The sequence below is a fragment of the Nostoc linckia z4 genome (assembly GCF_002608075.1).
Classification (GTDB): Bacteria; Cyanobacteriota; Cyanobacteriia; order Cyanobacteriales; family Nostocaceae; genus Nostoc; species Nostoc linckia.
The window spans coordinates 58815-72877 of the sequence record NZ_LAHA01000048.1 but is presented as its reverse complement, the minus strand read 5'-3'; the positions used below and the strand labels follow the sequence as shown (position 1 = coordinate 72877).

The 14063-nt window shown below is 40.9% G+C and carries 12 protein-coding genes and 2 pseudogenes; 9 read left to right on the top strand and 5 right to left on the bottom strand.

The genetic code is table 11. The features are described from left to right. Positions 1 to 70 precede the first annotated feature (70 nt). Positions 71 to 1267 (top strand): 1-deoxy-D-xylulose-5-phosphate reductoisomerase, encoded by a 1197-nt coding sequence (locus VF06_RS28495; protein WP_099073244.1) that lies wholly within the window; start codon positions 71 to 73, stop codon positions 1265 to 1267. A gap of 380 nt (positions 1268 to 1647) precedes the next feature. Further along, on the top strand, positions 1648 to 1845 hold the full coding sequence (locus VF06_RS42990) for a hypothetical protein (RefSeq protein ID WP_099072207.1): 198 nt from the start codon (positions 1648 to 1650) through the stop codon (positions 1843 to 1845). A gap of 41 nt (positions 1846 to 1886) precedes the next feature. On the opposite strand, the gene VF06_RS28485 is transcribed toward VF06_RS42990, so the two are convergent. Then, positions 1887 to 2387 carry an acyl-CoA thioesterase gene (locus VF06_RS28485; RefSeq protein WP_099072216.1) on the bottom strand — a complete coding sequence of 167 codons (501 nt, stop codon included), beginning with the start codon at positions 2385 to 2387 and terminating at the stop codon, positions 1887 to 1889. Positions 2388 to 2517: 130 nt separating this feature from the next. Here VF06_RS28485 and VF06_RS28480 point away from each other — a divergent pair, with 130 nt between their 5' ends. The 3 genes from VF06_RS28480 (at position 2518) to VF06_RS28470 (ending at position 5482) form a co-directional block, all read left to right on the top strand. Then, positions 2518 to 4584 carry a CHAT domain-containing protein gene (locus VF06_RS28480; RefSeq protein ID WP_099072206.1) on the top strand — a complete coding sequence of 689 codons (2067 nt, stop codon included), beginning with the start codon at positions 2518 to 2520 and terminating at the stop codon, positions 4582 to 4584. A gap of 219 nt (positions 4585 to 4803) precedes the next feature. Then, positions 4804 to 5094: a type II toxin-antitoxin system Phd/YefM family antitoxin gene (locus VF06_RS28475; protein WP_099072205.1), complete on the top strand. Its 291-nt coding sequence runs from the start codon at positions 4804 to 4806 to the stop codon at positions 5092 to 5094. Further along, positions 5078 to 5482, top strand: coding sequence for a type II toxin-antitoxin system VapC family toxin (locus VF06_RS28470; protein ID WP_099072204.1), 405 nt, complete (start codon positions 5078 to 5080; stop codon positions 5480 to 5482). The genes VF06_RS28475 and VF06_RS28470 overlap by 17 nt, the downstream gene beginning before the upstream one ends. A 243-nt stretch (positions 5483 to 5725) precedes the next feature. Here VF06_RS28470 and VF06_RS28465 read toward each other — a convergent pair whose 3' ends face one another. Beyond that, positions 5726 to 6070, bottom strand: a complete 345-nt coding sequence (locus tag VF06_RS28465) for a DUF1815 family protein (RefSeq protein ID WP_099072203.1) — start codon at positions 6068 to 6070, stop codon at positions 5726 to 5728. 859 nt (positions 6071 to 6929) lie between these two features. Here VF06_RS28465 and VF06_RS28455 point away from each other — a divergent pair. From VF06_RS28455 to VF06_RS28445, 3 genes and pseudogenes are all read left to right on the top strand, one after another. After that, positions 6930 to 7157: pseudogene (locus VF06_RS28455) on the top strand (pentapeptide repeat-containing protein); the annotation flags it as partial. A gap of 63 nt (positions 7158 to 7220) precedes the next feature. Continuing rightward, the gene (locus tag VF06_RS28450) at positions 7221 to 7544 is read left to right on the top strand and encodes a hypothetical protein (protein ID WP_099072201.1); all 324 of its coding nucleotides are present in this window, start codon (positions 7221 to 7223) and stop codon (positions 7542 to 7544) included. Beyond that, positions 7535 to 7915 carry an aspartyl protease gene (locus tag VF06_RS28445; RefSeq protein ID WP_099072200.1) on the top strand — a complete coding sequence of 127 codons (381 nt, stop codon included), beginning with the start codon at positions 7535 to 7537 and terminating at the stop codon, positions 7913 to 7915. Before VF06_RS28450 ends, VF06_RS28445 begins: the two co-directional genes overlap by 10 nt. 148 nt (positions 7916 to 8063) lie before the next feature. Here VF06_RS28445 and VF06_RS28440 read toward each other — a convergent pair whose 3' ends face one another. After that, on the bottom strand, positions 8064 to 9776 hold the full coding sequence (locus VF06_RS28440; RefSeq protein WP_099072199.1) for a diflavin flavoprotein: 1713 nt from the start codon (positions 9774 to 9776) through the stop codon (positions 8064 to 8066). Between the two features lie 187 nt (positions 9777 to 9963). Continuing rightward, positions 9964 to 11688: a diflavin flavoprotein gene (locus VF06_RS28435; RefSeq protein WP_099072198.1), complete on the bottom strand. Its 1725-nt coding sequence runs from the start codon at positions 11686 to 11688 to the stop codon at positions 9964 to 9966. A gap of 191 nt (positions 11689 to 11879) precedes the next feature. Here VF06_RS28435 and VF06_RS28430 point away from each other — a divergent pair. Then, positions 11880 to 12712 (top strand): annotated as a pseudogene (locus VF06_RS28430) (pantothenate kinase). 17 nt (positions 12713 to 12729) lie between these two features. Here VF06_RS28430 and VF06_RS28425 read toward each other — a convergent pair. Then, positions 12730 to 13854 carry a PepSY-associated TM helix domain-containing protein gene (locus tag VF06_RS28425; protein WP_099070880.1) on the bottom strand — a complete coding sequence of 375 codons (1125 nt, stop codon included), beginning with the start codon at positions 13852 to 13854 and terminating at the stop codon, positions 12730 to 12732. Positions 13855 to 14063: the final 209 nt, after the last annotated feature.

The window sequence follows — 14063 nt, the reverse complement described above, 5'->3', positions numbered from 1 at the left end:
ATGGCGATCGCTGTTATTAAAGAGTCCTCAGCAACTTATAGTGGAATTGTCTGTAAATCCTTAAATAATTGTGAAAGCGATTACTCTTGTTGGTTCTACTGGTTCCATTGGGACTCAGACTTTAGATATTGTGAGTCAGTACCCAGATCAATTTCGGATTGTGGGATTGGCAGCTGGGCGCAATGTGGAAATGTTGGCTGCTCAAATTCGGCAATTTCGGCCGCAAATAGCAGCAATTTGCTTAGAAGAGCAATTACCGGCACTCAAAGAAGCCGTTAAAGACCTCGACCCGCAACCCATTCTCCTGGCTGGTGAAGCGGGAGTGATAGAAGTTGCCCGCTACGGCGAAGCCCAAACGGTTGTCACGGGAATTGTGGGTTGTGCTGGTTTGCTACCAACCATCGCAGCTATAGAGGCTGGTAAAGATATCGCCTTGGCAAATAAGGAAACTCTGATTGCTGGCGGCCCCGTAGTTTTACCCTTAATCGAAAAACACGGTGTAAAATTATTACCTGCTGATTCAGAACATTCCGCGATATTCCAGTGCCTACAAGGTGTGCCAAAAAACGGTTTGCGGCGGATTTTATTGACTGCATCAGGTGGCGCTTTTCGAGATTGGGATGTAGAAAAGTTAGCAGAAGTGACCGTTGCTGATGCTTTGAAACATCCAAATTGGTCGATGGGGCGTAAAATCACGGTAGACTCTGCTACTTTGATGAATAAAGGACTGGAAGTAATTGAAGCTCACTTCCTATTTGGCTTGGATTATGACGATATCGAAATTGTCATTCATCCCCAAAGTATTATTCACTCACTCATTGAACTGCAAGATACTTCTGTTTTAGCCCAACTGGGCTGGCCGGATATGCGCTTACCTTTACTGTATGCTTTATCTTGGCCCGATCGCATTTACACTAACTGGGAACGCTTAGATTTGGTGAAAGCTGGAAATTTAACTTTCCGCGAACCAGACCATCAAAAGTATCCTTGTATGCAGTTGGCTTATGCTGTGGGTAAAGCTGGCGGTTCCATGCCTGCTGTATTGAATGCCGCCAACGAACAAGCTGTGGCTTTATTTTTAGAAGAAAAAATTCGATTTTTAGATATTCCTCGTTGTATCGAATGGGTGTGCGATCGCCATCAAAATGATAACCGTTCAAATCCCTCTTTAGATGACATTTTGGCAGCAGATAAATGGGCAAGACAAGAAGTTTTAATCGCAACTGAAAAGTTAGAAACTCACTCGCGGATAATTTCTCTGCGATAAAAACCTTGAGTGCAAGACCCGTGAAAAATTAGATACCCGACTTTTCAAAAAAGTCGGGTATCTAAACACTGCAATTTTCACAATTCATCTAGAATCGCTAATGTATAACCCTTTTATTTGTAATTATTTATACTAAAACTTTAGAAAATATTCTTCCCAGGAATTCTGCCAAATTGCCAAATAACTAGCTTCCTATCTGAATTTTTGTCAGATTTTCAGTTAAAATAACACTGTTGCAGTTACACAAAATCTTAGCTTTAGTATCTAGTTCCAATTAGACGTAGCAGCTTTAATATTAGTAGTTGTTACTGAAATAAAAGTTTACATTTTCTGAATCAACACGTTTTCAAATAGCGGTATTATTAAGGAATTTATCTATTATGATTGCTACGTTGATTGTAGCTTGGATTGTCTTCATAATATTATGGAAGCTGTTGAAAGCAACCGTAAGTAGTGCGTTAACTATTGCGGCAATCCTAGTTTTATTAAATATTGGTTTTGGCATTACTCCGCAAGATATTTGGCATCATATAAACCAGTTCGCTCAAACTATCTCGCAGATCCAAAGCGGCAAGTAAAAAATAAATTCTGAATTGTGCATTCAGAATTTATTTTTCGCTCAATTATTATTCAATGCTGAAACCTTAGCCAATGCATCCTTAACATTTGGCGGTAACTGACGCATAATCTTGCCTCGTTCGCGGTCTAAAGCTACTAAGGTTACCTTTGCGGTGACATATAGTTGTTGTCCATCAGGTGAGACAATAGCATAATCCCAATTGATGCGGACGCCAGTCACTTCAGCCATACGGGTTTTAACTACTGCTGACATACCCAATGGAATTGAACGATGATAGCGCACCGATAATTCTACAACTGGTAAATCGCAACCTAAAGCTACTAAATCAGCAAATTCAATGCCGATAGACCGCAAGCATTCAACCCGTGCTTCTTCCATCCAAGTAAGATAGGAACCATGCCAGACAATACCTGCGTAGTCGGTGTGGTGTGGTTGCACTCTTATAGGATATTCAAACCAGTTGTCAAATTCCTGATTTGATGGATTGTCAAGGGCACTGGTTGGTGGTAGTTGTGGTTGGTTATTTTTTTCTTCTGACATTTTTAAGTTTCTGGGCATCTATTTTGACAAGCTATAAATTATTGAAATATGGAATAGTTTAAAAATTAATTGCTTTCCAGAAATTCTTGATTTAAGATTTACACTTCTGTGTATGGGGAGTCTTTTTGTTATGCAGCCTAATCTCCGATATGTTAGTCTTGTAACTTTGACTCTACTGAGTGTACTAGGTTTTGGGATGGCATCCCTAGAAAATAACCAAGTAACTACAAATACAAAATTCCGATGGCATTCGGGAGCAAAAGCTCAAGCTTTACCCCAGAATAATCAACTCTCACAAATTGCAAGGCTAAATCAACAAGGTATCAAACAATCTCAGCAAGGTGAATCGCAACAAGCATTGCAAACATTAGAAACAGCCTTAGCCATTACTAGAGAATACGGCGATCGCTCTTGGGAAGCCATAACATTTAATAATATTGGCAGAGTCTACCAAAGTCAAAGAAAGTATCGCCAAGCACTCGAATCTTATCAGCAAGCGATCGCGATTAATAAAGAACTAGGGGATTTGGTTAGACTTGGTAAAACCTATAGTAATGTTGGTTACTTATTTGATATTCAAAACAAACCAGAATTAGCAATTCTTTTCTATAAAGGTTGTGTAATCAACCGTGAAAAAGCTCGTTTGAATCCCTTAACACTAGCTGCACCACAACCAGATGCTTACAGCATTACTGTTAGTGAGACATATCGGATTTTGGGCGAGCGATTACTCAAGCAAAAACGTATTCCTGAAGCTCAACGCACAATGGATTTACTCAAAGTTGAAGAACTAGAAGAGTATCTCCAAAATGTGCCCGGTAATCAACGCACTGCTAAAGGCATTGATATCGTAGCACAAGAAAAACCAATTAAAGAAAAGTTAGATCGAACCTTAGATAATGCTATTGTACTGGGAAAAGAATTAACAAAACTCCGAAAAATTCCTCCACAAGAGCGATCGCCACAACAAAAACAACGCATCCAACAGTTAGTATTAAGCCAGCAGCAACTCTTGGATGAATTTAATAAATTTCTCGATAGTCCTCAAGTAAAAGCGCAGATAGAACAAATCAGCCGTACAGCTAGGCGGCAAAATTTGGATTTGGACAGTCTCAATCAAATTCGGAATAATCTAGCGCAATTACCCCAAAAATCTGTACTAATTTACCCGCTAATTTTAAAAGATAGCTTGGAATTGGTGTTAGTCACTCCCGATTCTCCACCAATTCATCACAGCGTTGCGGTCAAAAGCGAAAATCTCCATCAAACAATTAAAAACTTCCGCGAAGCTTTAATCAATCCTGGTGAAGATGTCAAAACACCTGCACGCCAATTGTATAACTGGCTAATTAAACCAATAGAAAAAGACTTGCAGCTATTAGGTACACAAACTCTGATTTACGCTCCAGATGACCAGTTACGCTATATTCCTTTAACTGCTTTATATGATGGCAAACAATGGCTAGTGCAGCGCTTTAGTGTAAATCACATTACATCTGCCAGTTTAACTAATTTAAACACCCCAAAACAATCTAATTTGCGGGCTTTAGCAGGTGCTTTTACTAAAGGTAATTATAAAATCAAAGTTGGTAATCGACAGATTGCTTTTGCTGGTTTGCCCTTTGCAACGCGGGAAGTAGAAAGTTTAGCGGCGGCGGTTCCTGAAACCAAGAAGCTTTTAGATGATGCCTTTAGTCCCGAAGTTGCTGTACCCCAAATGGATGACTATACAATTGTGCATTTAGCCACCCATGCAGCCTTTGTGGTGGGTAAACCAGAAGATTCGTTTATTTTATTCGGAAATGGCGATCGCGTTAACTTTAGAAATGTCTCTACTTGGTCGCTCCCCAATGTAGATTTGGTAGTGTTGAGTGCCTGCGAAACTGGCTTGGGAGGCAAGTTAGGTAACGGCGAGGAAATTTTGGGCTTTGGCTATCAAATGCAGCAAACCGGCGCTAGAGCCGCCATCGCCTCGTTATGGTCTGTGGATGATGGTGGTACACAAGCACTGATGAGCGCTTTTTATAATATTCTCTCTGGCAAAAAACTGACTAAAACCGAAGCCTTACGACAAGCTCAAATCTCCTTAATTAGTGGATACTCGGTAAAAAATGGCAATGCACCTGCAAGGCAAGTTAGTAACTTTAGTCATCCCTATTACTGGGCACCATTTATTTTGATTGGTAACGGACTGTAATTTTGGATTTTGGATTTTAAATTTTTGATTAAAACAGTACGTAATACCATTTTGGATTTTAGATTTTAGATTTTGGATTGTGAAACAGTTAGTAGTAATCGCTTTTGGCTATGCATCTGTCGCAATGATTTTTCAAATTGCTATAAGTGCTGTTACCAAAAATATAGACATAATTGATGCCTATAATGAACATAATTATGATTCACAAGAGGTAGTGCAATGAACTGGAGAATTGCCGAAGCGAAACAAAAGTTCTCTGAATTGATTAATGCCGCACTTCAAGAACCGCAGCGGATTTACAATCGCGATCGGTTGGTGGCAGTTGTTATAGAGGCTAAAGTGTTTGAAGAATTCTTGTTTTGGCAACAAAAAAAGGAAAAGCTATCTCTCGCAGATGCTTTTACAGAACTACGCCAAATTGCTGCTGAGGAAGACTACACTCTGGAAATATCTCCTCGTCAAGACCGTTCTAATTCTTTGGCTGATGTCCTCAATGACCTTTCTGTGTGACACCAACATTATCAGCGAACTAGCGCGACCTCAACCGAATTCTGGTGTACTAACATGGGCGGCAAAAGTTTCTTCAATTGCCATCAGCGTGATTACTGTTGAGGAAATATCTTATGGACTGACATTAAAGCCGAATCCCAGAATTGAAAATTGGTTTGAGAATTTTCTGGAGAATTACTGCCAAATATTGCCTATTACAGCTGAAATCGCCAAACGTTCTGGTGAACTACGGGGTCAACTAAGATTAATAGGAAAAACGCACACTCAAGCAGATATGATGATTGCTGCTACTGCCCAAATTCACCAATTAACTTTAGTAACGCGCAACATCCGCGATTTTGATAGCTGCGGTATCCCATTACTAAATCCTTTTACCATCGCGTTTTGATCGGGCTTTCCTATTAGAGAGCGATGGCGATGCAGAATTGGTCAGCCATGTGCCCAACTTCTAATCATGGTGCGTTTTAACACCTGATAGTTTTGGTAGATACAAAAAAGATGCGGTAGGCAATCACTAACCACCACTGAATGGTAACGGAGAATGAATAATGAGCGATCGCTAAGCAAGCCGCTATTACCAATCACCAGTTACCGTAAATTAATTTGTCATTCACCATCGAGTTTTGAAACCTTAACACTTCTTGGCTAAAGTTTTCGATTCTGTATCAATTTGCACAGATTGTTTGACAAGATTAGCCAACTCTTGTAGCTGGTTAATTGCCTCTGCACCCTCTAACTTCATTAATTCGCGGTCATCCCGCATTTCCGTCCAGGTAATCCCGTAGTCAGACACTAAAAACCGAATTAAGTGATTATCACCCAAGCTAACCATAAATGATGCGCTATTCATCTGGTCGCCACAGGTATAACAGGACGCAGGATATCCGCGCCGCTCCAGTACAATCGCCAAGGCTTGCAGGTTCATTACCAAGTCTTGGACGAATTGTCTATGTTGATGTGCTAGTCTCAGAAACACTTTTGTCCTCCAGACACCACAGTCGTTTGAGTTACTTTTATATTTTCTTTAGATTTTCCCATCCACTGGTATTGTAAACTATTCATTACAATTACTAGACAGATGATATTGAGTCTTTAATTGACTACCTTGTTTAGGGTAGAGCATCAGGTTTTTGAGCGCCGTATCAAACTATTCAGTTTGGAAATTCAAAATCTGGGACAGAATTGTTAAATATAACTTATGTCTTTATACACTCCTGTCAGGGTAGATTCCTACACGAAGCGATCGCTTCAAGAGTAACTCAAATCTACCACTAGTCAACTACAGAAAAGCTACAAATTGCGTTTTTATGAACGACGTGCAGCTAAATTAACTACTATCAGACGCTCTATCGTAGTTTTACGTTGTTATAAGACCTCTGGCTTACATGTTTAATCTATTATCTGTTTAACGTAGATTTTGGTATGTAGAGATTATTGGGTATACCAAACTTATTCCTCCTAGCTATATATATTTGAGCAGATGAGAGTGCAATTAGTAAAATCAGTACGAAATTGCAACTTAAATATAAATTTTGATACAAAAACTACGTAATTAAGCCATCGGTCTAAGTGTTGAGTCCACTGTGGATAAACTCAACACTGACAATAGCTAAACTCAAGAAAGCAATGTTGCCATTTAGGCTCTACTTTTACCCATCCCTTGATATTTAAGCTCTGTAAACATGAAGAAAATTAAAGCTACTACTAATAGTTACTCTAATAAGTTTTATAAATGTATTTCGTGCTGCCACTGGGAATTAAACTAGTAGTTCGCCAAGTAAGCTTAACGGGGTAAAGGGTAAGGGGGAAGGGGGAAAGGGTAGCTCAACAATGCCCACCTCGGCTTTGCCAACTTCAACGGTGCCGATCTTAGCCATGTTAAACTTAATCGTGCCAACCTCAACAATGCGAACCTCAGCAGTAGCAATCTCTTTTTTGCAGACCTCAGAGGTGCAAAAAACATAGCTGTTGAGCAAGTTAAATCTGCCAAAAATTGGAAAAAAGCAAAATACGATAAGGAATTTCGGGGCAAGCTTGGTTTACCACCAGAACCGATGAAGTAACTGTGGGAACCACCTCAAAATAACGACATAATAAAACCACAACAGAGCATACTTTTTCTTGACATGACAAAGCTATCCCACCCCCGTCGCACCCGTATCCTACCACCATCTCCCATAGCACTTTCTGAAAAGAGCCGCCATCAGGAAAAGCAAAATGCTCTTGCTATGCAGTGTCGTGTTGTTTTCGATCGCTTGTATCCACAATTAATAGATACTCATTACAACTGGTATATTGCCATCGATCCAGAGAGTGAAAATTATTTGATTGACCCAACACTAAAAGGGATAACGCAAAAAATCTGTGATGCATATCCTAATCCTAATGAGGTAAAAATCACCATTTTTCGACTCAACGACACAGGAACCTGCGGTAGATTATGGGTTTAGGTGCGTTTGGGGATAATGGTGAACTATTGTTTGAAATTCAGCTTGTTGCCGCCAATGACGAGGTATTTTCTGTCGAGGCATTGTTTGATACTGGATTTACAGATGGGTGGTTAGCCATTAATACTCAAGATTTACAAGCTTTAAATTGGGTAATGATTGCCGCCCAAATATCTATGAGGACGGCACGGGGAGAAGGACAGTTCAACCTTTATCAAGGCAAAGTCATCATTGATAGAACCGAAATAATTATTCCTATCCATGTGGGGGACGATATTCCAGATACCTTGATGGGTTCGTTGTGGTTGAATATTATGCAGCTTGTAGTCAACAAACCAAGAGGAATATTGACATTAGAGATGGTGGCAGAATAGGAAATCTTAATTGGACTGCAAAGAAAATCAATGAGAGCAATCAAAATTATTGTTGAAAAAAGAAGTTAGACAAGAACTTTGGACTCAAACATGAGGGTTGTAGTTGTAATAGACACTGGGGAAGGATTTCCCAATTCCCAGTGCATAATTAATAATGAGTTGCTGTTTTGCGATGATGCACGGCTGTGATGCCATCATTATCTAACAATTTGCCATTATCGACGGTTGCATAAACTAGCCAATGGTCGCCGGATTCCATACGGTTTTCTACGGAACATTCAAGATATGCTAAAGCATCTGTCAGGACGGGAGAACCGTTTTCAGCTTCTTGGCTAGCGACATCGGCAAATCGGTCTTGTCCGGGGCCAAAGGGTTTGAGAAAATGCTTCATCAACCCCAAATGATTGCCTTCTCTGAGGATATTTAGGACAAATTTATTTCCTGAGTGTGTCAAACTTTCTACAGCCCGGTCTTTGGCTACAGCGATGGTTAAACCAGGGGGACTAAAGCTAGCCTGGGATACCCAAGAAGCTAACATAGCGCTGGAAATGTCATCTTGTTTGGCGGTGAGAACGCACAGCGAACCGACAATTCGCCCAACTGCTTGTTCGACGCTGGTGGCAGGAACACTTTGCGATCGCACTTTTTTCGCTTTCTTCAATGTCTGGGCAAAGTCTGTACCTGCTTGTTCGCACAGCTGCAAGGTGGGATCGTCTGGTTTAAATTTGACGCGGATGGTATCAAAACCAAACCGATAACCAGCATCTTTTAATTTACCTTCAATTAAATCCACAGCTTCCCCACTCCAACCAAAGGAACCAAACACACCAGCAAGTTTATTATTGGTTGCTGTGGCTAGGACAATTCCTAAAGCTGTTTGCACGGGTGTGGGTGCGTGACCGCCAAGGGTAGGGGAACCAATGACAAAGCCAGCAGATTTTTCCACAGCTGCACGGATATCTTCTGGGTCGGTGAATTCGCAGTTAATTGATTCTACCGCTACTCCAGCTTTGGTAATGCCACGAGCGATCGCCTGAGCTAAAGTCGCTGTATTTCCATAGGCTGATGCATAAATCAGCGCTACTGTCAAGTCAGCAGAAGTTTGTTGCTGACTCCATTCTCGATAAGCTTTGGTGAGTTCGATTAAGCCATAACGAACTAAAGCGCCATGTCCAGTGGCGTACATTCGCACAGGCAAATCTGCAAGTTTCTCCAGGGCTGTTTCCACTTGACGAGCATGGGGAGCCATCAAGCAATCAAAATAATAGCGGCGGTCTTCGTTATAGATTTCCCAGCCTTCATCAAATACTTGGTCGCCGCAAACATGGGCCCCAAATAACTTATCTGAGTAGAGAATTTCTGTTTGCGGGTCGTAGGTGCAAAGGTGGTCTGCATAGCGGGGGTTGGGGGTGGGAATAAATTGTAAATTATGCCCATTGCCCAAATCCAGAGTTTCTTCTCCCCGCATTACCAGAATTGGCAAATCTGGATTTTCCAACGCCCCACGTAAATTGATCGCCCCTGGATTGGAACAGACAAAAGTAATTTGTGGGGCAATTTCCAGCAATGCTTTTAAAGTTGCAGCCCGATTAGGATTGATATGTCCCAAAATTACATAATCGAGTTTTGTAACATCAAAACGCTCCTGTAACGCTGCTAAAAAAATTTCTGTAAAGGTTTCCCCAGGAGGGTCAATCAGGGCGTTTTTATCACTTTCAATTAAATAAGAATTAGCAGTCGTTCCCTTAGCCAGAGCATATTCGATTTCAAATCTCAGCCTCGACCAACTGCGCGATCGCAACAATCTTGTATCTGTAGCAATGGGGAAAACTTGAACGTCACGGGGTTTGTTTGTTGACATAATACAAAGAATTTTGAATTTTAGATTTTAAATTTTGGATGATTAATTGAACATCGAAATACTGGATCAAATTCAGACAATATTCAAGATTTTTGGATTTTGGACTACTAATCTAAAATCCGTCTTTGAAAGTTCTGATCGGAGGAAGCCTCCGCTCAGACTTTCCGCAAAATCTCAAAATCCAAAATTAATAATGGTTTCCAACTTTCCGATGATGCACCGCAGTTAAGGCATCTGGTTTAGAAACTCGTCCGGCGTAGACGGTGCTGTATACTGCCCAGTGGTCGCCGCAGTCCATACGGCTGACGACTTCGCATTCCATGTAGGCGAGGGCGTCGGTGAGGATGGGGGCACCATTTTCGGCTGGCTGGGTTCTGACTCCTTGAAAGCGGTCTGCACCAGGGGCGAATCGTTTCAAAAAGTGCTTCATCAGTGGTTGGAAATTGCCTTCTTCTAAGACGTTAAGCACAAAGCGATCGCCTACTTGCATCAGTGATTCTATCGCCCGGTCTTTGGCCACTGCAATGGAAAATCCTAAGGGTTTGAAGCTGGCTTGAGCAACCCAGGAAGCTAACATGGCGCTGGAAACATCGCCTTTTTTGGCTGTGATAATATACAGTCCGCCGCTAAGTCTACCTAGTGCTTTGTCTAAGTCTGCACCAAGGGATTTCATGGCTTTGATGCTGCGATCGCGGGTTACCCATTGTCCCAAGTCTGTACCCGCTTCTTCACAAAGCTTGTAGATGTTTTCTGTGGGGGTTTCCTTAATCCGAATTGCTGGGAAAACCGTTGTCAAGCCCAAATTCCGGAATTTACTCAACAAAGGATCTATGGGTTCGTCGTCGCCGCCGCCACTTTCAAATACGCCGATGGCTTGCTTTTCTTTGGCAGATCCTAAAATTGTGCTGAGTGCAGCTTGGATGCTAGCAGCGCTAGAAGCCGGAGGTAAACCAACAACTAATCCCGCACAACGGCCGACTAGTTCCCGCAGTTCTTGTAAATCTACTTCAGACCCCAAGTCTACAATTTCTATACCAACATTGGTTTTGCTGATACCGTTGGCAATTGCTTGGGCGAGGCGATCGCCATAACCGTATTCAGAAACGTAAAATATGCCAATGGTGGTTTCTGGCTTGGCTTGGTTTTGACTCCAAGTGCGGTAACGTCCAACTAGTTCCTCAACATTGTGGGATAATAACGGGCCGTGACCAGTGGCGATCGTGGCGATGGTTTTTAATTCCGCCATCCGTTTGAGGGCAGACAACACTGACCGGGCGTTTGGCCCCATCAAACATTCGTAGTAATATTTAAAGTCTGCTTCTAAAGTTTTTAAATCTTCGTCGAAGGTGGTATCGGAACAATAATGCATCCCGAATGCATCGCAGGTGAAGAGAATTTTCGTTTTATGGTCGAAGCTGAAAATTGTATCCGGCCAATGTAAATTTGGTGCAATCACAAATTCAAATTCGTGACCGTTACCTAAATCTAAGCGATCGCCATTTTTTACAATCCGCCGCTTAAATGGCTGATGCACCAAATCCTCTAGAAACTGAATTGCTACCTTAGAAGCGACAACAGTAATATCCGGAGCCATTTGTAGCAAATCTTTTACTAAACCGCTGTGGTCTGGCTCGGTATGGCTGATAATCAAATAATCGATTTCTTTGGGGTTGATTAGTCCCGTGAGCGTATCAAAATATAATTGACGAAACTTTTCGTGGGAAGTATCAACCAAGGCAGTTTGTTCGCCCCGAATGAGAAACGAGTTATAAGTAGTACCGTTTTGTAAACCGAACTCAATATCAAAGCGATCGCGATCCCAATCCAGTGACCGAATTGCCGTTGTATCTTGAGCGATTTCCACAGTCTGTATAGTCAGCCGTTTTTCAGTTTTTTCGGTGAGCGCTACCATAACCCCCCTCCTTGACAAATTGAGTATTTATTCCTCTTGTTTTATTGTGACATGTGTTTTATGTAAATTTTTATTAAAAAATTTATATTCATGTTAAAAAAAATCAAATGCTTGAACCACAGAGGCACACACAAGCCACTACCTTGGGCTGGTTCCCGGACTTAAAGCAACTGGCGCTGCACATAGACAATATTTGGCTGGCTTTGGAAATTGGCAATTCTCGGTTGCACTGGGGGCTATTTATTGGCGAAACCCTCCATAGTACCTGGGATACTGAGTATTTACCCAAGTCTGTCATATCTCAGTTAGCTCAATCTCAAACCCTCGATGACTTACTACTGCAAATTTTCCCAACCCCAAACAAAACCGACGAAGAACCACAGCACCAAAAGCACACTTCCTTTCCCCCATCCCCCCATCTCCCCATCCCCCTCCCCTCCTCCTCGCCTCCGTAGTTCCCAGCCAAACTGCTATTTGGGAAACTTATCCCGACGTTCAGGTTATTACTTTAAATGAAGTTCCTCTCAAAAAAGTGTATCCCACATTCGGAATTGACAGGGCTTTAGCTTTGTGGGGTGCGGGTAAAATTTGGGGTTTTCCTATGTTGGTGATTGACGCAGGAACAGCACTAACTTTTACGGCTGCTGATGCTAATCAGTGTTTGGTTGGAGGGGCGATTCTACCGGGATTGGGGTTACAATTTGCAACTCTCGGTCAAAAAACAGGACAATTACCATTAGTTGAAATTTCTCAAATGGCATCTCTACCACCACGTTTTGCACTGAATACAACAGAGGCAATTCAAAGTGGTGTAATTTACACATTCCTAGCTGGAATTAAAGATTTTATTCAAGCATGGTGGAATTTATTTCCTCAAGGAAAAATTGCAATGAAAGGCGGCGATCGCACTTTATTAATTAACTATCTCCAAGCCTTATATCCTGATATAACAACACAGCTAATTGTGGAACCAAATTTAATTTTTTGGGGAATGAAAGAAATATTCCTGGCAAATTACAAATAGGAATCGGAATTTGAAACTTACTTAGTATATTTTGGCTTTGGTCGATATCGCCACATGATAAATCCTGTGATTAAAAGAATAGTTGGAGTTAGCCCTACCAAAAAATAAATTATACGAGATGTTAAGCCCCAAAATGTGCCATAGTGTAGAGGTGCAAGGATAGCGATCGCTTTGTCTCCTAGCGGTAATTTAGTACTATCAACTACACGTAATATTTCACCGCTATACCCATCAAGATAGACTCCACTTTGTCCATAAATCACTGTTTCGTGATTTTGACGTTTGCTGATATAAACAGCGTCTTCAGGTTTACTGGGAATAGTTACTGATAATGTCGTTGCATGAGGAAATACTTGATTGGAATTTTGGAGTAATTGCGATAGCTGTAAAGGGGTGGAATCAGAAATTGGTTTAGCAGCAACTTCTGGTGGTTGGGGAGTGAAAGTCACTGCATAAATCAATGGATAAGTCCAATGAGATAAATTCCAACAAAAGCCTGTCAAAGCACTAAAGCAAAGGAAAATTGTGGCAACAATTCCTACAACTTTGTGAATATCAAAATTTACTCGTTTAGGATGACCATCCCACTTGATTTTGAAGCCAGTAATTAACTTGCGCCAACCAGGCCATAAGATTAATCCTGTAATAGACAAAATCAATAATAATAATGCTACAATACCGATTGCAATTTGACCATTTATACCTAACATCAGACTATAGTGCAGGTAGAGAATCACCCTTTCAAAACTCGAATCTGCATCATTCCAAGTTATGATTTTACCAGTATAAGGATGGACGAATAATCGAATCGCCTTATTATGATCAAAAAATTCAACTTCGTATGGGGAAGAAGCGGTTGCAGGTAATTTGATGTAATAAGATGTGGGATTAGTAGAATTGATATTAGCTTGATTGTTTTGAGAAATCACAGATTTAGCTGTTTCTAAAACACTATCAAGAGAAATTATTTGTTCTTGAGGTACTATACGTCCAATTTGCTGGCTAATCAGCAATTGCTCTATTTCTGGTTTGAACACCAAAAAACTACCCGTTAAACCAATAAAAGCGATAAATACCCCCACAATTAAACCAATATATCGGTGCAGTCTGAAGGCTATATCACGGAACTTGTGTGATTTCATGATAGATGCGTCTTCTAATTTTAGATTTGGGATTTTAGATTTTAGATTTATACTCGTGATTTAATTTTTGATTTGAAATTTTCAATAAATTATCTAATATTAATTAGAAACAATCATACAACAGATACATGCTCAAAAAACCTTGTTTAGATGGCTTTCTTAATCCGTGAATTTTGCATAGCCATTTAAGATTTTAGAATCAGACCATG